Here is a 23,300-nt window from a genome sequence, read left to right on the forward strand (position 1 = left end):
TACGGCTTGCCATTGCGCCGTGTTTCCACGATAAACCGCCGCTCCTGACGGGCCGGGCGGACCGGCGGCACTTAGAACGGGATGCGCGGAAGACAAGTTTCGCGCCCAACGCATGAGCGCGACGCGCAAGACACTCTATATCAAGACCTACGGGTGCCAGATGAATGTGTACGACTCGCAGCGCATGCGGGACGTGCTCAATCCGCTGGGTTATGAGCCTGCGGACAGCCCTGACGGGGCCGACCTGGTCATCCTCAACACCTGCCACATTCGCGAAAAGGCGTCCGAAAAGCTCTACTCCGAGCTGGGGCGGCTGAAGGCGCACAAGGCGGCGCGTGCCGGTGACGGTTCCGGGATGACGATTGCGGTGGCGGGCTGCGTGGCGCAGGCCGAAGGCGCGGAGATCATGAAGCGCGCGCCGGTTGTTGACCTGGTTGTGGGTCCGCAGACCTATCACAAGCTGCCTGAACTGATCGCCCAGACCCATCGCGCGCGCGGCGAGGCGCTGGAGACCGAATTCGAACCGGATGCGAAATTCGACGCGCTCGGCCCGAGCCGCCAGAACGATGGCCCGACCGCCTTTGTGACGGTGCAGGAAGGCTGTGACAAATTCTGCACCTTCTGCGTCGTGCCCTATACGCGCGGCGCGGAATGGTCGCGTCCGGTTGACCAGATCGTGGCCGAAATTCGCGCCCTGGCCGCCAGCGGCGTGCGCGAAGTCACCCTGCTGGGGCAGAACGTCAATGCCTTCCATGGCGAGCCGCCTGCAGGGGCAGAGGCCGACGGGCCGTGGGGGCTGGCGCAGCTGGTACGCCATATCGCGCTGATCGGCGGGATCGAGCGGATCCGCTTTACGACCTCGCACCCGAAAGACATGGATGACGATTTGATCGCCGCCTTCGCCGATACGCCGAAGCTGATGCCGTATTTTCACCTGCCGGTGCAGGCCGGTTCGGACCGGATCCTGAAGGCCATGAACCGCAGCCACACGGCGGCGGAATATCTCGACATCATCGCTCGCCTGCGCGCGGCGCGGCCCGACATGGCGATTTCGGGTGACATGATTGTCGGCTTCCCTGGCGAGACCGAGGACGATTTCGAGCAGACGATGGCGCTGACCCGCGCGGTCGGATACGCGTCGTGCTTCTCCTTCATCTATTCGCGCCGCCCCGGCACGCCGGGCGCAACCATGCCCGGCCAGGTCGACCCGGATGTCGCGTCTGACCGGCTGCAACGCCTGCAGACGCTACTGGGCGAGCAGCAGCGCGGCTTCAACGCGTCGCAAGTCGGCAAGACTTTGCCGGTCCTGTTTGAACGCTCCGGCCGCCGCGACGGCCAGATCCAGGGCCGCAGCCCCTATCTGCAATCGGTCCATTGCGACGGGCCGGAAAGCCTGATCGGCCAGATCGCCGACGTCACGATTACCGGGGCAACACAGAACGCCCTGTCCGGCCACCTTGCCGGCAACACAGCGAGTGCCGCGTGACCACACCGCGAAAGAAACCTGCCAAGGCCCGGTCGGCCAAGCCAAAGCGCGCCGCCATCGAAACCCTGCATTTCGATGACGCGTCCCGTTTGCGCGCGCTGGCCGGTGAGGGCGACCGCAATCTCATTCTCATCGAGAGCGAACTCGGTGTCGGGCTCAGCGCCCCCGGTGCTGGCCAGATCCAGATCGAGGGCGACGATCCGGCAACACGCGCCGAGGCGCGCCGGGTCATCAACCGTCTCTACTCCCGGCTTGGCGACGGGTTGATGTGCGATGAATCCGATGTGCGCTCGGCGATCCTGATGGCTGAATCCGGCGAGGCAGAGGGCGAGTCCGGTCTGATCCGCGTGCCGCGCGGCGCGAGCTTCCAGGCCCGCACGCCGCGCCAGGGCGAGTATGTGCGCGCGCTGAAGAACGAGCGCGACACCGACCTGATTTTCGGGGTTGGCCCGGCGGGAACCGGCAAGACGCTGCTGGCTGTGGCCTATGGCGCGAGCCAGCTCGTGCTGCGCCGGATCGAACGGCTGATAATCACGCGCCCCGCAGTCGAGGCGGGTGAGAAGCTCGGCTTCCTGCCCGGCGATCTCGCCGAGAAGGTCGATCCCTATCTGTTGCCGGTGTGGGATGCGCTGTCCGATGCGCTGGGCAAGACGCAAATGGAAAAGATGCGCGAGGAGGGCCGGGTCGAGGTCGCCCCGCTCGCCTTCATGCGCGGGCGCACGCTGAACCGCGCCTTCATCATTGTCGATGAAGCCCAGAACGCCACGCGCGCGCAGATGCGCATGGTGCTGACGCGGCTGGGGCAGGGTTCGCGCATGGTCGTGACCGGCGATCCGACCCAGACCGATCTCGACCGCCGCCAGCCCTCGGGCCTGCCCGAGGCGCTCGGCATCCTCAAGGATGATCCGCGCGTGGCGATTACCCGTTTCGAACGCGGTGATGTGGTCCGGCACGACCTCGTTGCCCGCATTGTCGAGGCCTATGAACAGGCCGACAGCCAGGCCGAACGCTCATGAGCGCGATCAACGTGACGGTCAGCGATACGGGCTGGTCGTCCCTGACCGACGCTGACGCCGTCTGCGCGGAAAGCTTCACCGCCGCGCGCGAGACCATGGATGCAGCCGACCGCGGCCATGTCTCGGTGCTGTTCGGGTCCGACGCGGAAATCGCCGATCTCAATGCGCGCCTGCGCGGCAAGGAAGGGCCGACCAATGTCCTGTCCTTCCCCGCCCATGAGAGCGCGCAAGGCTGGGCCGGCGACATTGCGCTGGCATACGGCGTGACCCGGGCCGAAGCCGAGGCCGCCGGTCTGGCGCTCGCCGATCATGTGCGGCATCTTCTTGTGCATGGATTCCTGCATCTGCACGGGTATGATCACCGGAATGACGATGAGGCGGAGGTCATGGAAGCGATCGAACGGCGGGCCCTGCAGATGCTCGGCATAGCCGATCCCTATGCCGCGCGGGACGGTGTGGCATGAGCGGGGACAGTCAGGGGCGAAGTTGGCGCGCGCGCCTGTCGCGCGTACTTGGCAATGGCGGCGAGCCCGCCGTGCAAAACCTCAACGGCGCGGATGCGGCATCGTTCGCCCTTCGGGTCGAGGCCTTCGACCGGATGCGCGTCAATGACGTGATGGTGCCGCGCGCGGATATAATCGGCGTGGAAATCGGGACACCGCTGGACGAGCTCGCCCGCCTGTTCGCCGACGCCGCCCACTCGCGCTTGCCCATCTACCGCGAAACGCTCGATGACCCGGTCGGCATGGCCCACATCAAGGACGTGATCGGCCATCTTGCGCCCGGTGAGGATGGCCAGAGACCGGCTGGCTGGACCGAGAGCCGCATTCTGCCGGCGATCCGGCGGCCGCTGCTGTTTGCGCCGCCCTCGATGCGCGCGACCGATCTGCTGCTGCGCATGCAGACGCGGCGCATGCACCTCGCCCTCGTGGTCGACGAGTATGGCGGCACGGACGGGCTGGTCACGCTCGAAGACCTGCTTGAACCCATTGTCGGCGATATCGAGGATGAACACGACGAGGCCGACGCCCCGGCGATCAGGGCCAAGGGGCCGGGCCTGTGGGATGTCGAGGCGCGGACCCCGATCGAGGAATTCGAGCAGGCCGCCGGTTGCACCCTGTCCGATGAGGAGACCGATGACGATATCGAGACGCTGGGCGGCCTGGTGTTCACGCTGGCCGGGCGCATTCCCGAGCGCGGCGAGGTGATTCCCCATGCCGATGCCGGTGTGGAATTCGAAGTCCTTGATGCCGACCCGCGCAAGATCAAGCGCCTGCGCGTGCGACTGCCGGCAGACCGCGAGCCGGGGGACGAACGCGGGCCGGACGACATTGCGTGAGCGCGGGCCGGGTCTTCCATGAGTTGAACCCGGACCGCATCCGGGCCCGGATCCTGCGCTTGCCGCGCTGGCCGCGGCGCGGGCTGCTCTTCGGTCTGGGTGCCCTGGGGGCGCTGGCCCAAGCGCCGTTCTTTTTCTTCCCGGTACTGGCCATTGGTCTGACGGCGCTGGTCTGGTCGCTTGATGGTGCCCGCCGCGACGCCCGCCCAGCCCGCGCCGGTTTTGAGCGCGCCTTCACCTTTGCGCTGGGCTATTTCGCCGCGGGCGTGTTCTGGATCGCCTTTGCCTTTTTCAGCCGCGGAGTGGCGTTTGCACCCTTCGGCCCGGTCGCGGCGCTCGCGGTCGCCGTCCTGCTCGCCCTCTACTGGGGTCTGGCGGGCGCGGTTCAGGCCCGCATCGGCGGACGGGGCGCGATCCGTGTCGTGGTGTTTGCGGTCCTGGTCTTTGCTGCCGAATGGCTGCGGGGCCATCTGCTTGCCGAATTCCCGTGGAATCTGCCCGCCTATGTCTGGGCAGGCGGAGGCGCGGTCTCGCAGTCGGCCGCCCTGTTCGGGGCCTGGGGGCTCAGCCTCGTCACGCTCCTGGCCTTTACCGCGCCAGCGACATTGGCCGGGCCGCGCGCGGTTCCGGGTCGGCTCGCACCGGTTCTCGCCGCCCTTCTGGTCTTCGCCAGCCTGACGGCCTGGGGGGCGCAACGCCTTGCCGGTGCCGGAACCGAGACCATGCCGGGGGTCCGCGTCCGCCTGGTCCAGGTGACAATGAGCCAGCGCGAGAAATGGGCCGAAGGCAATGAGGCGCTGGTCCGGGCCCGCTATCTCGAGGCCATGGCCGCGCCGGGCCTTGATCAGGTCAGTCATGTCATCTGGCCCGAAGGCGCGCTGCCCCTCTACCTGCTGGAGGATGGCGAGACGCTCGATCACATCGGCCGGCGGCTGGCCGATGGTCCGGTCCTGGTGACCGGAACTCCGCGCCGCGAAGAGGGCGAGGACGGGCGCGATCGCTATTACAATTCGGTCGCGGCACTGCGCTTTCCCGGCGGACGGCCCCAGCTGACCCATCTCTATGACAAGGTCCGCCTGGTCCCGTTTGGCGAATACATCCCCCTGGCCCCGGTGTTCCGGGCGATCGGGATCGAGACGCTCAGTGACATGGTCGACGGCTATTCGCGCGGGCCGGGACCGGACGTGTTCAACTTCTCGGCCGGTCCACCGGCTGCGATCCTGGTTTGCTACGAGATCGTCTACCCCCGGTTTGCTGCGTCCGGCCGCGCGCGCCCGGCCTGGATCATCAATGTGTCCAATGATGCCTGGTTCGGCCCAACAGCAGGCCCCGCCCAGCACCTCAACATCGCGCGCTACCGGGCGATCGAGTCCGGCCTGCCCGTCGTGCGGGCTGCATCGGGGGGGTATTCCGGCGCGATCAGCCCCTTTGGGTTGTCTGACCAGATCATTGGCCCGCGGGCAGAAGGAGCTCATGACATCACCGTTCCTGCACCGCTTCCGCCGACGGTCTATTCACGTCACGGAAACGGCATTTGGGCCGGATTTCTATTTGTCGTAGTCTTGGTTGTCGCGGTCTGCAAACGAGACGCATTTCGCCTTATCTGGAAGGGAAATCGCGGTCACTGAACAACAACTCGCCTTTTGTCCGAGCGGCGTTATATAAGTCATAGGTATTGTGACAACTCGCCGCCGCGCGTGGGACCGGGCGTCGGCAAAGCGACAGGAAGTCTGGGGCATGAAGCGAAATCCGCGAGAAGCCAACCAGATTGACGAGCACGTCGGATCAAGGGTCCGGCTGCGCCGTCAATTGCTGAAGATGAGCCAGGAAAAACTGGGTGACGAGCTGGGCGTGACGTTCCAGCAGGTACAGAAGTACGAACGCGGCTCGAACCGGATCGGTGCCAGCCGCCTGTTCCGGTTGGCCGGCGTACTCGACGTGCCTGTCTCGTTCTTTTTCGACGGCCTGACGGCCGGACCGTCTGCCGGGATGGCCGAGAACGAACAGTCGCCGATCGTCTATGACTTCATTCAGAGCTCTGACGGCGTGGCGCTGGCCGAGGCGTTTTCAAAGATCACTGATTCGAAGGTTCGCCGCCGCGTCCTCGAACTGGTGCGCGCCCTGGCCGCCGAACAAAACGCATCGGAATCCGGCGAAGCCTGAGTCAAACCGGTTGCACACTGCCGCCGGATAGGCTTTAAGCCCGGCATATAAAGATATCTTTATATGAAAGGGTCCTTTCCCGTGAGCCGTACCAGCTATCTGTTTACCTCCGAAAGCGTGTCCGAAGGCCATCCCGACAAGGTCTGCGACCGGATTTCCGATTCCGTTGTTGACCTGTTCCTGGGCAAGGACCCGCTTTCGCGCGTCGCCTGCGAAACGCTGACCACGACCAACCAGATCGTCCTGGCTGGCGAGGTGCGCTGTGGCGCGCCCGTGGATGGGGACGAGATCGAAGCCGTGGCGCGCGCCGCAGTGAAGGATATCGGTTACGAGCAGGATGGTTTCCACTGGCAGAAGTCTGCCTTCCAGAACTTCCTGCACGAACAGTCGGTCGACATTGCCATGGGCGTCGATGCGTCGGGCAACAAGGACGAGGGTGCCGGCGACCAGGGCATCATGTTCGGCTATGCGACGAACGAAACGCCCGAGCTGATGCCGGCCCCGATCCAGTACTCGCACCAGATCCTCAAAGAAATGGCCCGGGTTCGCAAATCTGGCGAGCGGCCTGAATTCGAACCGGATGCGAAATCCCAGGTCACGCTGCGCTATGAGAATGGCCAGCCGGTTGCGGTGGAATCGGTGGTGGTCTCGACCCAGCACCGTGAGGGATTCTCTCCCGCCGACATCCGCGAACTGGTCCGCCCGATCGTCAAGGGCGTGCTGCCCGAGGGCTGGTTCCCGCCCGAAGAGGAATTCTACGTCAATCCGACCGGCAATTTCGTCATCGGTGGTCCCGATGGCGATGCCGGCCTGACCGGCCGGAAGATCATCGTCGACACCTATGGCGGTGCGGCCCCGCATGGCGGCGGCGCATTTTCCGGCAAGGACCCGACCAAGGTCGACCGCTCGGCGGCCTATGCCTGCCGCTGGCTGGCAAAGAATGTCGTCGCGGCCGGACTGGCGGCGAAATGCACGATCCAGGTCTCCTATGCGATTGGCGTTGCCAAGCCCCTGTCGCTTTATGTCGACCTGCACGAGACCGGCGAGATTGATCCGGCGAAGCTGGAGAAGGCGCTGATGCAGATCGCCAATCTTAGCCCGCGCGGCATCCGCGAGCGTCTGGGTCTGTCGCGTCCGATCTATGCGCGCACGGCGGCCTATGGCCATTTCGGCCGCGAACCGGATGCCGATGGCGGCTTCTCCTGGGAAAAGCTCGACTTGGTCGATGAACTCAAATCCCTCGCCTGAGTCCAAGCCACTTCGTTCTTTCGGCCGCACCAAGGGCCGGCCGCTTTCGGACCGCAAGCAGGCGCTGGTGGATGACCTCCTCCCGCGCCTTGCCATCCCGGAAGACGGCCCGGTCGACCCGGCGCGGCTGATCGAGGGCAAGCAGGCGCATATCCTCGAGATCGGCTTTGGTGGCGGCGAGCACCTGACCGGTCAGGCCGCGCGAAACCCGGAGACGGGCTTTCTCGGCGTCGAACCGTTTCTGAATGGCGTCGCCAAGGCGCTGGGCCAGATCGAGGACGCCGGGCTGACCAATGTCCGCCTGATGGAAGGCGATGCGCGCGATGTCATGGCGCGCATACCGGACGCATGCCTTGACCGGATCTACCTGTTGTTTCCAGACCCCTGGCCGAAAGCGCGTCATGCCAAGCGGCGGCTGGTACAGGACGAGACGGCGGCGGAGTTTGCGCGGCTGTTGAAACCCGGCGGACTCCTGCGGGTGGCGACCGACGTGATGGCCTATGCCGACCACGCGCTCTTCATCCTGCGCCGCAATCCGCACCTGCAATGGCTGGCGAAAGACGCCGACGACTGGCGGTTGCCGCCCGCCGATCACCTGACCACGCGCTACGAGACCAAGAAGCTGGGCGATTGCGCGCCGGTGTTCTTTGACTTCGCGCGGCAGTAGCCCCCATTGCATTCTTAGGCACCGGGGCGTATATCGGCCCCCACAAGTTCGATGAGGTCGGATGACCTTAATCGGCGGCTTCCTACCGGGGGCCGCCCTTTTTATTCCCGGAGCCAGGCCCGCCTTGCGCACGAAGACCCCCCTCGATGACCGCCTGATGGCGCTGGCCGGACCGGTTGCGGACCGGCTGGGCTTCGAGATTGTGCGCATTCGGGTCATGGGCGGAAAGCGCATGCGCGCGCAGATCATGGCCGAGCGGCCCGACGGGACGATGAGCGTGGATGATTGCGCCGCCCTGTCGCGCGGCCTTTCTGAAGTGCTGGAGGCCGAGGACCCGATTGCGGGTGAGTATGACCTCGAAGTCTCCTCGCCCGGCATCGACCGGCCGTTGACCGCACCGGCGCATTTCGAGCGCTGGGCGGGATTTACCGCCAAGTTGGAACTCGACCGCCTGGTCGAGGGCCGCAAGCGTTTCACCGGCGTGCTCGCCGGTCTGGAGAAGGACGATGTCCTGCTCAACATCAAAGGCGAGGATGAGACCGCGCTCATCCCGTTTTCCTGGATCGCGGACGCCAAGCTCGTCATGACCGACGAGTTGATGAAAGCGGATTTGCAGGCGCGCGAGGGCGCGCCGGATGAACAAGGGAGCTCGTCAACGCCATGAATATCGGCGTCAGCGCTAACAAGACCGAAATGCTGGCCATCGCGCGCGCGGTGGCCCACGAGAAGTCGATTGACGAAAACATCGTCATTGAGGCGATCGAGGAAGCCATCGAGAAGGCGGCCCGCTCGCGCTATGGCGCAGAGCACGACATCCGCGCAAAGATCGACCCGAAGACGGGCGAGCTGGCCCTGACCCGTTGCATGACGGTGGTCGAGGAAGTCGAGAATGACAGCCAGCAGATGTCGCTGGCCGATGCGAAAAAGATCGACAAGGCCGCCGAACTTGGCACGGTCTTTACCGATGCCCTGCCGCCGATCGAGTTCGGCCGCGTCGCCTCGCTGACCGCCAAACAGGTGATCACCCAGAAAGTCCGCGAAGCCGAGCGCGCCCGCCAGTACGAAGAATACAAGGATCGCATCGGCGAGATCGTCAACGGCATCGTCAAGCGTGTCGAATACGGCAATGCGATCATCGACCTGGGCCGTGCTGAAGGCGTGATCCGCCGCAATGACGGCATTCCGCGCGAAAACCTTCAGAACGGCGAGCGTGTGCGCGCCTATATTTATGATGTGCGCGAGGAGGTCCGCGGCCCGCAGATCTTCCTGTCGCGCGCACACCCGGATTTCATGGCCGCCCTGTTTTCCCAGGAAGTGCCGGAAGTCTACGAAGGCATTATCGAGATTCCGTCCGTGGCCCGCGATCCGGGCAGCCGGGCGAAAATCGCCGTCATCTCCAATGACAGCTCGATCGATCCGGTTGGAGCCTGCGTGGGTATGCGCGGCAGCCGGGTCCAGGCGGTCGTCTCCGAACTCGCCGGCGAGAAGATCGACATCATTCCGTGGTCGCCCGATCCGGCGACCTTCATCGTCAACGCGCTGCAACCGGCCGAAGTCGCCAAGGTCGTGCTCGACGAGGACAATTCGCGGATTGAAGTCGTGGTGCCCGACGACCAGCTGTCGCTGGCCATCGGCCGCCGCGGCCAGAATGTGCGCCTCGCGTCGCAACTGACCGGCTGGTCCATCGACATCCTGACCGAGGTCGAGGAATCCGAACGCCGCCAGAAAGAGTTCGCCGAGCGTACCGAGCTCTTCATGTCCGCGCTCGATGTCGACGAGGTCATCGCCCAGCTGCTGGCGACCGAAGGCTTCACCGACGTGGAAGAAATCGCCTATGTTGACCTGGGTGAGATTGCCGTGATCGAGGGCTTCGACGACGATACCGCCGTCGAAATCCAGGCCCGCGCCAAGGACCATCTCGACAAGATCGCCGCCGAGCGCGACGCGAAACGCACCGAGCTGGGCGTGGAAGACGCCTTGCTCGACGTCGAGGGTGTCGACCTGCAGATGGCGGTCGCCTTTGGCGAGAACGACGTCAAGACGGTCGACGACCTGGCCGGGCTGACGCCGGACGATCTGCGCGGCTGGTTCGAGACCAAGAATGGCGAGCGCGTGCGTGAGCCGGGCATTCTCGACGGGTTCGAGGTGTCGGCCGAAGACGCGGAAATGCTGATCCTGCGTGCGCGCGTCGCCGCGGGCTGGATTTCCGAGGACGACCTGCCGCAGCCCGAAGCCGAGGCCGAAGAAGACAGCGGCGACGAAGGCGATGCGGACGACGAATTCGCCGGCATGGATCTCGACGCGCTGGAAGCCGAAGCCGCGGCGCTGGGTGTCGATCTGGATGCCGAGCCGGATGCGGCTGACGAGGACGGGGAGGACAAGGCTGGCTGATCCGCGCGCGAACACCCGCGAGCGGCGCTGCGCGGCGACCGGTGAAACCAGGCCGGAAGCCGAGCTGATCCGGTTCGCGATCTCGCCGGACGGCCTGGTGGTTCCCGATCTGGCGGCGAAATTGCCGGGCCGGGGGATCTGGGTCAGCGCCGACAGGGCGAGCGTGGCCCGGGCGGTCAAGACCGGGGGATTTTCCCGCAGCGCGAAACGCGGCGTGAAAACCCCGGACGATCTGGCCGGACAGGTCGAGGCCTTGCTGGTGACGCGGGCGCTGTCGCTTCTGGGGCTGGCGCGCCGCGCCGGAACGCTGGCGGCGGGGTTTGATGCGGTGAAGATCGCGCTGAAATCGGCCCGGCCGGTGTGGCGGATCGAAGCCAGCGACGGGGCGCGGGACGGGCGGGAGAAACTCGACCGCCTCGCCTACGCCGCCTGGGGTGATATCCCGGTCGCCGGCTGCTTTACCGCAGCCGAGCTGGGGCAGGCCACGGGGCGCGACGCGCTGGTCCATGCCGCGCTTTCGGGCGGGGCGCAGTCCGGGGCTTTCGACGCCGTCATGGGACGGCTTTCGGGCTTCCGGGCGGTCGATCCGGCGCGCGAAGCGCATGAGAACGGTTGAATCCGGCCTGAAGGCGGCTAGTTTAGCGGACCTTCACGCCCGGACGGGAATGAGAGATGCGGGAAGATCAGGCCGGCGGCGGCCGGATCGCTTCCGCGAGATGATGAAACGCCGCAAGTGAAAGGTTCGCATGAGCGACGCCGACGAACGTAATTCTGGACCGGGTGGCCGACGCCCGCTGACCCTCCGCGGAGGGTCTGGAACCGTGCAGCAAAGCTTCTCGCGCGGCCGGTCGAAATCCGTCGTGGTTGAAAAGAAGCGCAAGCGCGCCGTCAGCCCGAAGGACGCCGCCGCGCAAGGGGCCAAGACAACGGTGCCGACCGCCAAGCAGGCGAAGGAATCCCCGCTGGCCGCCAAGGCCCGTGAACTGGGCCTGTCCGAAGAGGAATTGATCTCCCGCCAGCGGGCGATCCAGCGTGCGCGCGCCGAGGCCGCCGAACGCGCTGCCGAGCGCCAGAAGGCCGAAGAAGCCCGCAGCGAGCGCGCCGAAGCCGACAAGCGCAAGCTTGAAGAGCTGAAGAAGCGCGAGGCCGAAGAGGAAATCCGCAAGGAGCGCGAGGCCGCCGAGGCCGCCGCCGCTGCCGAAGCGGCTGCCGCCCAGGCCGCGATGGCCGAGGATGGCGACGCCGCCCCGGCGCGCAAGGACCCGGCCAAGGCCAAGGACAAGGACCGCGACCGCAGCGACGATGCGGAGAGCGCGCTGGAAGAAATGGGCGGACGGGTCAAGCGCAAGGGCGCGGCCGGTCCGGGCCGTGGCACGCCGGCGGTTGCCCGCCAGAAGGGTTCCGACCGCCGCCGGTCCGGCAAACTGACCATCCAGAACGTGCTGGAAGGCGATGAGGGCCGCCAGCGCTCGCTCGCCTCGGTGCGCCGCGCGCGCGAACGCGAAAAGCAACGCCGCCAGCAGGGCGGCGGCGAGCGCGAGAAGATCACGCGCGAAGTCGTGCTGCCCGAAGCGATCACGGTTCAGGACCTGGCCGCACGGATGGCCGAACGGGCTGCCGATGTCGTCAAATACCTGATGAAGCAGGGCCAGATGGTCCGCGTGAACGACGTGCTTGATCAGGATACCGCCGAACTCATCGTCTCCGATTTTGGCCACGTGGTGAAACGGGTTTCGGAATCCGATGTCGAAACCGGCTTCATCGCCGAGGACGATCCGGAAGACACCAAGAAGCCGCGTCCGCCGGTCGTAACGGTCATGGGCCATGTCGATCACGGCAAGACGTCGCTGCTTGACGCCCTGCGCGCCACCGATGTGGTCGCGGGCGAAGCCGGCGGCATCACGCAGCATATCGGTGCGTATCAGGTCAATCTGAAGTCGGGCGAGAAGATCACCTTCCTCGACACGCCGGGCCACGCCGCCTTCTCCGCGATGCGGGCCCGCGGCGCGCAGGCGACCGATATCGTCATCCTGGTCGTGGCCGCCGATGACGGCGTCATGCCGCAGACGGTCGAAGCCATCAAGCACGCCAAGGCGTCAGGGGCTCCGATCATCGTGGCCGTCAACAAGATGGACAAGCCGGACGCCAATCCGAACAAGGTGCTTCAGGACCTCCTGCAACACGAAATCGTCGTCGAACAGATGAGCGGTGACGTGCAGGCGATCGAGGTCTCCGCGCTGAAGAAAACCGGTCTGGACAACCTGACCGAGGCGATCACGCTGCAGGCCGAACTTCTCGAACTGAAGGCCAATCCCGACCGTCCGGGCGACGGCGTGGTGGTCGAATCCCAGGTCGAGCAGGGTCGCGGGTCTGTGGCCACGGTTCTGGTCAAGCGCGGCACGCTGAAGCGTGGCGACATCGTCGTGGCCGGTGCCCAGTGGGGCCGGGTGCGCGCGCTGATCGACGAGCGCGGCCAGCAGCTCAAGGAAATCGGCCCGTCACAACCGGCCGAGATTCTCGGCCTGGATGGCGCGCCCGAGCCGGGCGAACTTTTCGCTGTCGTTGAAAACGAAGCCCGTGCCCGCGAGATCGCCGACTACCGCCAGCGCCAGAAACGCCAGGCGGCGACCGGCAGCGGTGGCGGTGCGTCGCTCGAACAGATGATGGCCCGCCTGCAGCAGAGCGAGCAGCAGGAAATCCATGTCGTCATCAAGGCAGACGTGCAGGGTTCGGCCGAAGCCATCGCCCAGTCGCTGGAAAAACTCGGCAACGAGGAAGTCCACGCCCGCGCCATCCATGCGGCACCGGGCGGGGTCAACGAAAGCGACGTGATGCTGGCCAAGGCCTCGAAAGCCCCGGTCATCGCCTTCAACGTCCGCGCCAACAAGCAGGCCCGCGAACTCGCCGAGGCCGAAGGCGTGGAGATCCGCTATTACTCGATCATCTACAACGTGCTTGATGACATCAAGGCGGCGCTCGAAGGCATGCTGTCGCCCGAACAGCGCGAGACCTTCATCGGCTATGCGGAAATCCTCGAAGTCTTCAACATCACCAAGGTCGGCAAGGTTGCCGGCTGCCGCGTGACCGAAGGCGTCGTGAAGCGCGGATCGGGCGTGCGCCTGCTGCGCGACGACACCGTCATCCACGAAGGCAAGCTGAAGACGCTCAAACGCTTCAAGGACGAGGTTCCCGAGGTTCGTGCCGGCACCGAGTGCGGCATGGCCTTCGAGAGCTACGAAGACATCCAGAAGGGCGATCTCATCGAGTGCTTCGAGATCACCGAGGTCGAACGCAAGCTGTAGCGGCTTTCGCGGTCATCGATATCCTTCAAAGGGCGGCTCCAGTGGAGCCGCCCTTTTTCTTCCTCCCCCCTTGGGGGAGGGGATTGAGGCGAGGGGGTCAGGCCGGACTTGGCGCGAGCCTTTCACCAACCCCTCACCCGGCGCTACGCGCCACCCTCTCCCCTTCAAAAAGGGGCGAGGGAAGCAGCCCCGTCAAAACTCCCGCCAGAGCCGGGCGAGCTGGGGGCGCGTTCTAACACGGCTTGACCACACCCACTTCTCGCCTTGGGTAGGCGGCAGGCCGGCATGGAGGCTGTCACGGTCCGGCTTGTCCCCGGCGCGGGTATTGCGCAGCACCAGGAGGTCGCCGGTCCGGCCCCGAAAGGCTGTGCCGGACTTCAAGAACGCCGTCTCGCCGCCGACATAGCTGTCATTGAGATAGATGAGCGGTGTCTTCGTGCGCTGGCCACGGGCGCGCAACTCGGCGGCAAAGGCCGGTACGTCCGGGTCGATGAAGTCGAAATGGTCGCGATAGGTCTCGCCCGCCTGGTAGCGCAGGATTTTGGGTGGCTCGATGCGGTCCACCGGGCAGCGGCAGGCCCGCGCCACGCGTGCGGCAATGGCATAGTGAATGAGGCTGCAATCCCACAATTCAACGATAGCGACCGAATTGGTGCGCATCGGGTCGGCGGTCCGGGCTCCGGTGCGGGCATCCTTCACATGGGCCCCGGCCATAAAGGGCCGGGCCGATTGCAGGACATGCAGGCACCATTGTGCCGGGATGACCGCGCGGAAAATCTCCACACGCGGTTTCTGGAGAAACAGATCGGCTCTCGGGGGCTGCCACAGGGCGGGATCGTCGCCATAGGCGTTGGCCCCATCGAGGAGGGAAAGGTCCGCGCGGGCGAACGGATCGCCCTGCTCTGCCGCCCGTGTCATGCCATCGAGCGCACCCGCCCAGTCCCGCCGGCAACCCAGTCCAAAGGCACGCATGACCGCGCCGAGCCGCATCGCCCGGCGCTCGCCGTCTGCCGCCAGCGTATCGATTGCTCTGAACGCGGCGGTCTCGTCGCGCGGATAATTGGCTCCGTAGAGTGTCCAGAGGGCGGCCTGAATGCGGGCCGACGGATCGCCGGACGCAACCGCTTCGTCGAGGGCCGCGACCGCCGCCCCGGCGTCGCCCCGGGCATCGTGCGCGAGTGCGGCGTCGATCAGAGCGGCGGCGTTGCCGGTCATGCCTATTCGGCAGGGACGAGGCCCTGCTCAGCTCCCTCATAGTCGGCAAAGTCATATTGTTCGACGACGAGACCGTCGCGGAGATGGATGACGGTCGTTTGCGGTGCCGACCAGCGGAAGACCATGCCTTCCTGGTCGACCGGATAGGTCGCATTCACCGTCCCAATGAAGACATAGCGATCATTGCTCTCGAAGACGGTGTCCCACTCGAAATTGAGCGCGATCGGGTTGTATTGCGCGTCGAACTGGCGAAGCGCAGCCATGATCCCGTCGCGGCTGTGATGGAGGAGGCCGGTCTCGCCCTGGCCGGTGGCCGTGGGGTCGGCGAACAGGACGTCCTCGGCCATGTAGGGTTCCATGGCGTCGAAGTCGGCTGCCGAATAGGCCGCCATGTAGGCGTCGACAATGGCCCGATTGGCTGCGTCCGCATCGGCATCGGTATCCTGTGCGAATGCGGTGACGCTCAAGACCATGGTGGCCAGAATGGCCAGCGAAGACCGGATCATTGGAATCCTTCCCGGTTGGACGCCGGGAAGAATTCACAATCGCGGGGCAGAAGCCCAATGACGATTTGGAGAGAAAGCTGACAGGCGGGTCATGAAGGAGAAAGCCGCCGCCCTTGAACCGGGGCGGTTATGGGCGTACACCCGCGCGCCTTGACCGGCGGCTACGGGTTCAACTCCCGCCCGCCGGAACGCACCCAACCAGGAAGAGGCTCAAAATGGCCCGCCACAAGCAAACTCCCCCAAAGATGCCGAGCCAGCGTCAGCTGCGCGCGGGCGAGCTGATCCGTCATGCGCTCGTTGACATCCTGCAGCGCGGCCCGTTGCGCGATCCGGCGCTCGACGGGGTGATCATTACCGTGACCGAAGTGCGTCCCTCGCCGGATCTCAAATCGGCAAAAGTCTATGTCGCGCCGATGGGCGGGGAGGACCGTGAAGGCCAGATCCGGGCGCTCAATCGCGGTGCAAGCTTCCTGCGCGGCCGGCTGGGTCAGGCCATCGACATGAAATTTACGCCCGAGCTGCGCTTTCATGCCGACGACCGGTTCGATGCGGCCAGCCGGATCGACGCCATCCTGGCGCGCCCGGAAGTCGCGCGCGATTTGCGCCATGACGACGATGACACGGATGGTGAGGACTGATGGCCCGGCGCAAGAAGGGCCAGGACATTCATGGCTGGGTGATCCTCGACAAGCCGCTCGGCATGACCTCGACCCAGGCCGTTGGTGCCGTCCGGCGGCTGTTTGACGCGAAGAAGGCCGGCCATGCCGGCACGCTCGACCCGCTGGCGAGCGGGGTTCTGCCCATCGCGCTGGGGGAAGCAACCAAGACCGTGCCGTTTGCCCAGGACGGGGCGAAGACCTACCGCTTCACCATCCAGTGGGGCGAGAGCACCGACACACTCGATGCCGAAGGCGAGGTGATCGCGCAAAGCGACGTGCGCCCGACGCGGGACGCCATCGCAGCGGCCTTGCCGGATTTCATCGGTGATATCGCGCAGATCCCGCCAAAATTCTCCGCGATCCGCATTGATGGCGCGCGCGCCTATGACCTTGCCCGTGCCGGGGAAGAGGTGGAGATGGTGGCCCGGCCGGTGACGGTGCACGGGCTGAAACTCCTCGACGCGCCTTCGCCCGATCTCGCTGTTCTGGAATTGCATTGCGGCAAGGGCACTTATGTGCGGGCCATCGCGCGCGATCTGGCCGCAAAACTGGGCACGGAAGGCCATGTCGCGGCGCTGCGCCGGGTCGCGGTCGGACCGTTCGCGGCGTCCAATGCCGTAACGCTGGACGAATTGACGGAAATGGCCCATAAGGGCCGCGCTTCGGACGGGCTTCACCCGGTCGAGACCGCGCTGGACGACATCCCGGCGCTGGCCGTGACCGAGGATGAGGCCCAGAGTCTGAGGCAGGGACGCCCGATCGTCCTCCTTCCGCGTCAAGCGCAGGAATTGCGCGACAAGAGACGCCCCCGTGACATCGCCGGCAAGGACGGTTCGCGGTTGGCGCTCGCGATGTGCGGGGAGACGGCGGCGGCCATTGGCGAAGCCCGCGCCGGCCGGTTTGAACCGGTGCGTGTCTTCAATCTGATGAACGACAGGTCCGCCTGAAACTGCACGCGGACGAATGGAAAGGAAATCCGATGTCGGTAACGCAAGAGCGCAAGACCGCGCTCGTGAAAGAACACGCCCAGAAAGAGGGCGATACGGGCTCCCCCGAGGTGCAGGTTGCGATCCTGAGTGAGCGCATTTCCAACCTCACGGAGCATTTCAAGACACACAAGAAGGACAATCACTCCCGTCGCGGGCTCCTGAAAATGGTGTCCCAGCGCCGCCGGCTGCTCGACTATCTCAAAGCCAAGGATGAAGGCCGTTACCAGGCCCTGATCGAGAAGCTCGGCCTGCGCCGCTAGACAGACCGCCTGCCCGAAACCGACGGAAGTAAAGACGCACGATATGTTCGAAAAACACACTGAAACACTTGAATGGGGCGGGCGTACGCTGACGCTCGAAACCGGGCGCATCGCCCGCCAGGCCGATGCGGCCGTTTTTGTCTCCTACGGCGACACCACGGTGCTGGCCACGGCGGTCGGCGTGAAGACGGTCAAGCCGGGAACCGACTTCTTCCCGCTGACGGTCAATTACCAGGAGAAGTATTTCGCTGCGGGCAAGATCCCCGGCGGCTTCTTCAAGCGCGAAGGCCGTCCGACGGAAAAGGAGACGCTGACCTCGCGTCTCATCGACCGTCCGATCCGTCCGCTTTTCCCCAAGGGCTTCAAGAACGACGTCCAGGTGATGGCGACCGTTCTGTCCCACGATCTGGAGAATGATCCGGACATCGTGGCGATGATCGGTGCCTCCGCCGCGCTCACCCTGTCCGGTCTGCCCTTCATGGGCCCGATCGGCGGCGCGCGCGTCGGTTACAAGGACGGCGAATACATCCTGAACCCGGCCTGCGACGAGATCGCGGAGTCCGAGCTGGACCTCGTTGTCGCCGGTACCGGCGACGCGGTGATGATGGTGGAATCGGAAGCCAAGGAGCTCTCCGAAGACATCATGCTCGGCGCGGTCATGTTCGGCCACGAGCAGTTCCAGCCGGTCATCGACGCCATTATCCGCCTGGCGGAAAAGGCGGCGAAAGAGCCGTGGGACTTCCAGCCGGAAGACCATTCCGACATCGAGGACAAGGTCCGCAAGCTGGTCGGTGCCGACCTCGAGGCGGCCTACACCATCACCGACAAGGGCGAGCGTTATACCGCCATTGGCGCGGCGAAGGAAAAGGCCGTTGCCGAGCTGGGCCAGTCCGAAGACCGCCCGGACGGCATCGACGTCCTGGTCCTGAAGGATGTGCTGAAAACGGTGGAAGCCTCCATCGTTCGCGGCGGCATCATCAAGACCGGCAAGCGGATCGATGGCCGGTCGCTCGACCAGGTCCGCCCGATCGTATCGGAAGCCGGCATCCTGCCGCGCACGCACGGTTCGGCCCTGTTCACCCGCGGTGAAACCCAGGCGCTGGTCGTGACCACGCTGGGGACCGCCGAGGACGAGCAGTTCATCGACGCCCTGACCGGCACCTACAAGGAGCGCTTCATGCTCCACTACAACTTCCCGCCCTACTCGGTCGGTGAGACGAGTTTCCGTCTTGCCCCGGGCCGCCGGGAAATCGGTCACGGCAAGCTCGCCTGGCGCGCGATGCAGGCCGTCCTGCCGAGCGCAGAGGACTTCCCCTACACGGTGCGGCTGGTGTCTGAAATCACCGAGTCCAACGGTTCGTCCTCGATGGCAACCGTGTGCGGTTCCTCGCTGGCGCTGATGGATGCGGGCGTGCCGATCACGCGCCCGGTTTCCGGCATCGCGATGGGCCTCATCAAGGACCCGGACGGCGTGGCGGTTCTCTCCGACATTCTCGGTGACGAGGACCACCTCGGCGACATGGACTTCAAGGTGGCCGGCACCGAAATGGGTGTCACTTCGCTGCAGATGGACATCAAGATCGCGGGCATCAATCGCGAGATCATGCAGACCGCGCTCGACCAGGCCAAGGGCGGCCGTATGCACATCCTGGCTGAAATGGCCAAGGCGCTGGACACGGCCCGCAACGAAGTGGGCGAGTTCGCACCGCGCATCGAGACGATCACCATCCCGACCGACAAGATCCGCGACGTGATCGGCACCGGCGGCAAGGTGATCCGCGAGATCGTGGAAACCACCGGTGCGAAGGTGAATGTCAATGATGACGGCGTCATCAAGGTCGCCTCGTCCGACGCCGCCTCGATCAAGGCCGCCATCGACTGGATCCACGGCCTGACTGCGGAACCGGAAGCGGGCAAGATCTACAAGGGCAAGGTCGTCAAGGTGATGGACTTTGGCGCGTTCGTGAATTTCTTCGGACCGAAGGACGGGCTGGTGCACGTCTCCCAGCTGAAGACCGAACGGGTCAACCACCCCTCCGACGTCGTCTCCGAAGGTCAGGAAGTCTGGGTGAAACTCCTCGGCTTCGACGATCGCGGCAAGGTTCGCCTGTCGATGAAAGTCGTCGACCAGGAAACCGGCGACGACCTCGAGAACAAGGGCGGGAACGAGGAAGAGGAATAATCCTCACGTCCGTTCCAGACCTGAATGATCAAGCCCCGGTGGAAACACCGGGGCTTTTTCGTTGCCGATAATCACTCGCCAGATGTCCGCTTTTTAATGTTACGCGGCCAATACCGCCCTATCTTGCCTTCCAGATTGAATTTAGGGAGGCGCGGCCATGCGCAGACGCAACGGGTTCGGGATCACGCTGGCGCTGGCCGGCTTGTGTTTGGGGGTGGCCGCGACGGCCCACGCGCAGGACGCCTACCGGCTTCCGCCACAGGATGTCGTCGATATTGTTGATGCGCCGCTCTCGCCCTTTACCTCGCTGTCGCCGAACCGGGACCTGCTGTTGCTGTTGCATCGCGAGGCCCTGCCGCCCGTGTCCGAACTGGCGCGCCCGATGGAGCGCCTCGCCGGGCTGCGCCTGGATGCGACGACCAATGGCCGGCACGGGCCGCGTTCGGTCGTCGGGCTCAGCGTCATTGATCTCGCGACCGGCGAGGAGCGCGCCATCACCCTGCCTGCCGATACCGGCATTTCGGGCACGACCTGGTCGCCCGACGGCAATTCCGTCGCCTTCATCCTGTCGCGCGATGACGCGCTCGGCCTCTGGGTCGCTGACCTGGAAACCGGATCGGCGCGCGAGCTGATCCCGTCGGGCATCAATGCGGTCTTCTCTGCGGTCTCGTGGATGCCCGATGGCGAACGCCTGCTGGTCCATCTGACACCGGAGAGCCGCGGCGAAATGCCGGAACGCCCGCGCGTACCGGTTGGCCCGGTGACACAGGAAGCCTCGGGCATCGAAGCCCAGGTCCGCACCTATCAGGACCTGCTGGCCGATCCCGATGACGCCGCCCTCTTTGCCTGGCTGGCGACGAGCCAGCTGGCGCTGGTCGATACCGATACGGGTAATGCCGAGATGATCGGCGCGCCGGACTTCATCTATTCCTCGGACCCGTCGCCGAATGGCGCGTACATCCTCGTCGGCGCGATGGAGCAGCCTTTCTCCTATGACGTGCCGTGGTCGTCCTTCCCGGACCGGACCTATGTGCTCGATCTTGACGGCGAGGAGGTCGCGACCATCGCCCGCCAGCCGGTGGCTGACTACGTCCCGATCGGCGGTGTGATCCGCGGCCGACGCAGCATCTCCTGGCAGGCCTCGCACCCGGCGCGCCTCACCTGGGCCGAAGCGCTCGATGGTGGCGATCCCCGCGTCGAAACCGACCAGCGCGACAGTGTCTGGGCGCAGGAAGCTCCCTTCACCGAAGAACCGGTGGAAATCCTGCGTACCGAGGACCGCTATTATGGCACACAATTCACCGAGGTCGGGCAGACCGGATTTGCCGTGGAATATGACCGCGACACGCGCGTCATCCGCCGGTGGCTGGTTGATTTCGCTGATCCGTCGGTTGCGCCGCGCCTCGCCGAGGAACGCAACTTGCAGGACAGCTATGCCAATCCGGGGTCGCCGGAGACGACGCGCAATGAATTCGGACGCTCGGTCGTCGCGGTGCCGGACGGCTATATGTACATGACCGGTGAAGGCGCGACGCCGGAGGGCAACCGCCCCTTCCTGAACCGGGTCAGTTTCGAAACGTTCGAAACGCAAGAGCTGTGGCGCAACTCCGGTGAGAATCTGGAATCGGTCATTGGCTTGGTCGAGCTCGATGGTTCGGCTTTCCTGACGAGCTGGGAAGACCCGGTGACACCACCGAATGTCCGCCTGCACCGGGATGGCGACTGGACCCAGCTCACCGATTTCGCCAATCCGCACCCGCAGCTCAATGACATCCAGCGCGAGCTGATCACCTTCGAGCGTGAGGATGGCGTCATGCTGTCCTCCACCGTCTATCTGCCGGTGGGCTACGAAGAGGGCGACCAGGTTCCGGTCGTCGTCTGGGCCTATCCGCTGGAATACAATGACGCGGCCACAGCCGGACAGGTGCGCGGCAGCCCGTACGAATTCTCGCGCATTGCCGGGACCAGCCCGCGCTTCTTCCTGACCCAGGGCTATGCCCTGATGGAAGATGCGACCATGCCGATCGTCGGGTCCGACCCGGAAACGGTCAATGACACCTTCATCGACCAGCTGGTGATGTCCGCCGAAGCCATCGTCGCGGAAAGCGTTAACCGGGGCTTTGGCGATGGCGAGCGTGTCGCGGTCGCGGGCCATTCCTATGGCGCGTTCATGACGGCGAACCTGCTCGCGCACTCCGATCTTTTCCGCGCGGGTATCGCCCGGTCGGGGGCCTATAACCGGACGCTGACGCCCTTCGGCTTCCAGGCGGAACGGCGGACTTACTGGGAAGCGCCGGAGGTCTATTACAATCTCTCGCCCTTCATGCATGCCGATCAGATCAACGAGCCGATGCTGATGATCCACGGGGCGATGGACAATAATTCGGGCACCTATCCGATCCAGTCCGAACGCATGTTCGCCGCGGTGAAGGGCAATGCCGGCACGGTCCGCCTCGTCATGCTGCCTTACGAAAGCCATGGCTATCGCGGGCGGGAAAGCGTGCTGCACGTGCTCGCTGAAAGCTTCGACTGGCTCGACCGCTACGTCATGCCGGAGGAGAACCCGATGGGCCCTGAAGATGACGCAGAGCCTGGCGCAGCGATGGAGTAGCGCATCTGGCGTCTCGCTAGACGGAAAGCCCCGGTGGAAACACCGGGGCTTTTTCAAGGGTGGACAATAATGACGAGCGATAGGAGGGCCGCAATGGCAGTGGCCGTCATCAGCAACACACGTTCGATTATGTACCGGTCGGAGTTGAGATAGGGACGCAGGGCTGTGAGCAAAGCCGATTCAAGCGTTTTGCGGAAATCTTGCTTGGTGAAATAAATATTTGAAATTTCTCCACCTTCGACCATCAGGCGGCCACGCTGAATAATAGGTTGGCCAGGATTGTTGGGGTCTGCTTTCGCTCCAATCGCTCGGTCCGGCAAGGCGCGTGTATTCTTTTGATCGTCCATGTATTGAATAGTCGATTTCCGGGGGATCGAGATCGTTACATACTCGATTTCCCCATTTCCCTTTAATTTCAGCTCTTCGAGTGTTCCATTGTAAATAATTGTCTTACCGTCGATTTCCTTGCTGGATACAATAGAAACAAAAACATTCCGGCTCAGAAAGCCGCGAAAAACGGCATAGAGGCCTCCGTAGTAGAGGCGGCCAATCAGATCGAACGGCTTGACGCCGTAGGCCGCCAGCCGAGCAAAAGTGAGACCGAAAATTGAGGCGGCGACCAGCGAGAGCAATGTGTATTGGATCAGGTCGCCTGTGAACTCCGCGGGGCGAACATACTGGGTTTGATAGCGGTCCGGCGAGCCGTTGTTGATAAGCCGCTCCAGAAAGAAGTTTGAAAGTTCGTTCAGATTCCCCGACCGAAATGTCTCGATCCCTATAAACATCAAAGAATGGATAAATACCGCACCCAGAATCAGGGTTGATATGGACAGTGCTGGGTTGGGCTCCAGTGGACGGCGAATTCTTGAAAAATATTGAAAAACATAAATTTGGATAAAAGCGGGAAGGCTGAAAGCCAGAAGCAGGATCAGCGCTAGGCTGATATTCATTCAGGCAGCATCGACGTGATCGGGTTTGAGTTCCCGGATCACCTCGATTACCTCGCTTGTTGAGGGCGGGCGACCCAACCGCCTGAATGCAAGCTCGATCGCTGCGTTGACGAGATAAATATCGTCGTCAGCGGCGGCCAGAAACCGCTCGAGTCTTTCATGCTCGTAGCGTGACATACCCTGTCTCCCAAGCGAATCATATGCCCATTTCGGCCTGATTGTGAAGAGTCAAGGCCGGAATAAGTGAAGAAACGCTTATAGACTGAAATTGTTCGAATATTGCCGGATAAATGCAGTAGCGGCGCAGGCCGGCCCG

Annotated in this window: 21 protein-coding genes; 17 read left to right on the forward strand and 4 right to left on the reverse strand. The window is 64.5% G+C overall.

Annotated elements, in window-relative coordinates; all coding sequences use genetic code 11:
* Positions 1-112: 112 nt before the first annotated feature.
* From miaB to infB, 12 genes are all read left to right on the forward strand, one after another.
* Complete coding sequence (gene miaB, locus V0U35_RS02010) at positions 113-1,486, forward strand: tRNA (N6-isopentenyl adenosine(37)-C2)-methylthiotransferase MiaB (RefSeq protein WP_330194975.1); 1,374 nt, start codon at positions 113-115, stop codon at positions 1,484-1,486.
* A gap of 56 nt (positions 1,487-1,542) precedes the next feature.
* Positions 1,543-2,502 (forward strand): PhoH family protein, encoded by a 960-nt coding sequence (locus tag V0U35_RS02015; RefSeq protein ID WP_373696358.1) that lies wholly within the window; start codon positions 1,543-1,545, stop codon positions 2,500-2,502.
* Entirely contained in the window at positions 2,499-2,966 is a 468-nt protein-coding gene (gene ybeY / locus V0U35_RS02020; RefSeq protein WP_330194977.1) for an rRNA maturation RNase YbeY, read from the forward strand. The genes V0U35_RS02015 and ybeY overlap by 4 nt, the downstream gene beginning before the upstream one ends.
* A complete protein-coding gene (locus tag V0U35_RS02025) occupies positions 2,963-3,841 on the forward strand; it encodes a hemolysin family protein (RefSeq protein WP_330194978.1) in 879 nt (292 codons plus the stop codon). The genes ybeY and V0U35_RS02025 overlap by 4 nt, the downstream gene beginning before the upstream one ends.
* On the forward strand, positions 3,838-5,469 hold the full coding sequence (lnt, locus tag V0U35_RS02030; protein WP_330194979.1) for an apolipoprotein N-acyltransferase: 1,632 nt from the start codon (positions 3,838-3,840) through the stop codon (positions 5,467-5,469). The genes V0U35_RS02025 and lnt overlap by 4 nt, the downstream gene beginning before the upstream one ends.
* Before the next feature lie 109 nt (positions 5,470-5,578).
* Positions 5,579-6,004 (forward strand): helix-turn-helix domain-containing protein, encoded by a 426-nt coding sequence (locus tag V0U35_RS02035; protein WP_330194980.1) that lies wholly within the window; start codon positions 5,579-5,581, stop codon positions 6,002-6,004.
* 81 nt (positions 6,005-6,085) lie between these two features.
* On the forward strand, positions 6,086-7,252 hold the full coding sequence (gene metK / locus V0U35_RS02040; RefSeq protein WP_373696341.1) for a methionine adenosyltransferase: 1,167 nt from the start codon (positions 6,086-6,088) through the stop codon (positions 7,250-7,252).
* 67 nt (positions 7,253-7,319) lie between these two features.
* Positions 7,320-7,919: a tRNA (guanosine(46)-N7)-methyltransferase TrmB gene (trmB, locus tag V0U35_RS02045; RefSeq protein WP_330194982.1), complete on the forward strand. Its 600-nt coding sequence runs from the start codon at positions 7,320-7,322 to the stop codon at positions 7,917-7,919.
* 124 nt (positions 7,920-8,043) lie between these two features.
* Positions 8,044-8,583: a ribosome maturation factor RimP gene (rimP, locus tag V0U35_RS02050; RefSeq protein ID WP_330194983.1), complete on the forward strand. Its 540-nt coding sequence runs from the start codon at positions 8,044-8,046 to the stop codon at positions 8,581-8,583.
* The gene (gene nusA / locus V0U35_RS02055) at positions 8,580-10,310 is read left to right on the forward strand and encodes a transcription termination factor NusA (protein WP_330194984.1); all 1,731 of its coding nucleotides are present in this window, start codon (positions 8,580-8,582) and stop codon (positions 10,308-10,310) included. Before rimP ends, nusA begins: the two co-directional genes overlap by 4 nt.
* A complete protein-coding gene (locus tag V0U35_RS02060) occupies positions 10,273-10,926 on the forward strand; it encodes an RNA-binding protein (protein ID WP_330194985.1) in 654 nt (217 codons plus the stop codon). The genes nusA and V0U35_RS02060 overlap by 38 nt, the downstream gene beginning before the upstream one ends.
* Positions 10,927-11,056: 130 nt before the next feature.
* Entirely contained in the window at positions 11,057-13,612 is a 2,556-nt protein-coding gene (gene infB / locus V0U35_RS02065; protein ID WP_330194986.1) for a translation initiation factor IF-2, read from the forward strand.
* Positions 13,613-13,804: 192 nt separating this feature from the next.
* On the opposite strand, the gene V0U35_RS02070 is transcribed toward infB, so the two are convergent.
* On the reverse strand, positions 13,805-14,827 hold the full coding sequence (locus V0U35_RS02070) for a 2OG-Fe(II) oxygenase (protein WP_330194987.1): 1,023 nt from the start codon (positions 14,825-14,827) through the stop codon (positions 13,805-13,807).
* Positions 14,828-14,829: 2 nt separating this feature from the next.
* Positions 14,830-15,333, reverse strand: coding sequence for a nuclear transport factor 2 family protein (locus tag V0U35_RS02075; RefSeq protein WP_330194988.1), 504 nt, complete (start codon positions 15,331-15,333; stop codon positions 14,830-14,832).
* A gap of 215 nt (positions 15,334-15,548) precedes the next feature.
* Between V0U35_RS02075 and rbfA the strand changes: the two genes are divergently transcribed.
* The 5 genes from rbfA to V0U35_RS02100 all read left to right on the forward strand — a co-directional run bounded on the left by rbfA (position 15,549) and on the right by V0U35_RS02100 (position 22,034).
* Positions 15,549-15,971: a 30S ribosome-binding factor RbfA gene (gene rbfA, locus V0U35_RS02080; RefSeq protein WP_330194989.1), complete on the forward strand. Its 423-nt coding sequence runs from the start codon at positions 15,549-15,551 to the stop codon at positions 15,969-15,971.
* Complete coding sequence (truB, locus tag V0U35_RS02085; protein WP_330194990.1) at positions 15,971-16,939, forward strand: tRNA pseudouridine(55) synthase TruB; 969 nt, start codon at positions 15,971-15,973, stop codon at positions 16,937-16,939. Before rbfA ends, truB begins: the two co-directional genes overlap by 1 nt.
* A gap of 32 nt (positions 16,940-16,971) precedes the next feature.
* On the forward strand, positions 16,972-17,241 hold the full coding sequence (rpsO, locus tag V0U35_RS02090; protein WP_330194991.1) for a 30S ribosomal protein S15: 270 nt from the start codon (positions 16,972-16,974) through the stop codon (positions 17,239-17,241).
* A 43-nt stretch (positions 17,242-17,284) separates the two neighbouring features.
* Complete coding sequence (pnp, locus tag V0U35_RS02095; protein WP_330194992.1) at positions 17,285-19,423, forward strand: polyribonucleotide nucleotidyltransferase; 2,139 nt, start codon at positions 17,285-17,287, stop codon at positions 19,421-19,423.
* 157 nt (positions 19,424-19,580) lie between these two features.
* Positions 19,581-22,034, forward strand: coding sequence for a prolyl oligopeptidase family serine peptidase (locus V0U35_RS02100; protein WP_330194993.1), 2,454 nt, complete (start codon positions 19,581-19,583; stop codon positions 22,032-22,034).
* A gap of 53 nt (positions 22,035-22,087) precedes the next feature.
* On the opposite strand, the gene V0U35_RS02105 is transcribed toward V0U35_RS02100, so the two are convergent.
* Positions 22,088-22,984: a hypothetical protein gene (locus V0U35_RS02105; protein ID WP_330194994.1), complete on the reverse strand. Its 897-nt coding sequence runs from the start codon at positions 22,982-22,984 to the stop codon at positions 22,088-22,090.
* Positions 22,985-23,161 (reverse strand): hypothetical protein, encoded by a 177-nt coding sequence (locus tag V0U35_RS02110; protein ID WP_330194995.1) that lies wholly within the window; start codon positions 23,159-23,161, stop codon positions 22,985-22,987.
* Positions 23,162-23,300 lie beyond the last annotated feature (139 nt).

This window comes from Hyphobacterium marinum (assembly GCF_036330325.1).
GTDB classification, from domain to species: domain Bacteria; phylum Pseudomonadota; class Alphaproteobacteria; order Caulobacterales; family Maricaulaceae; genus Hyphobacterium; species Hyphobacterium marinum.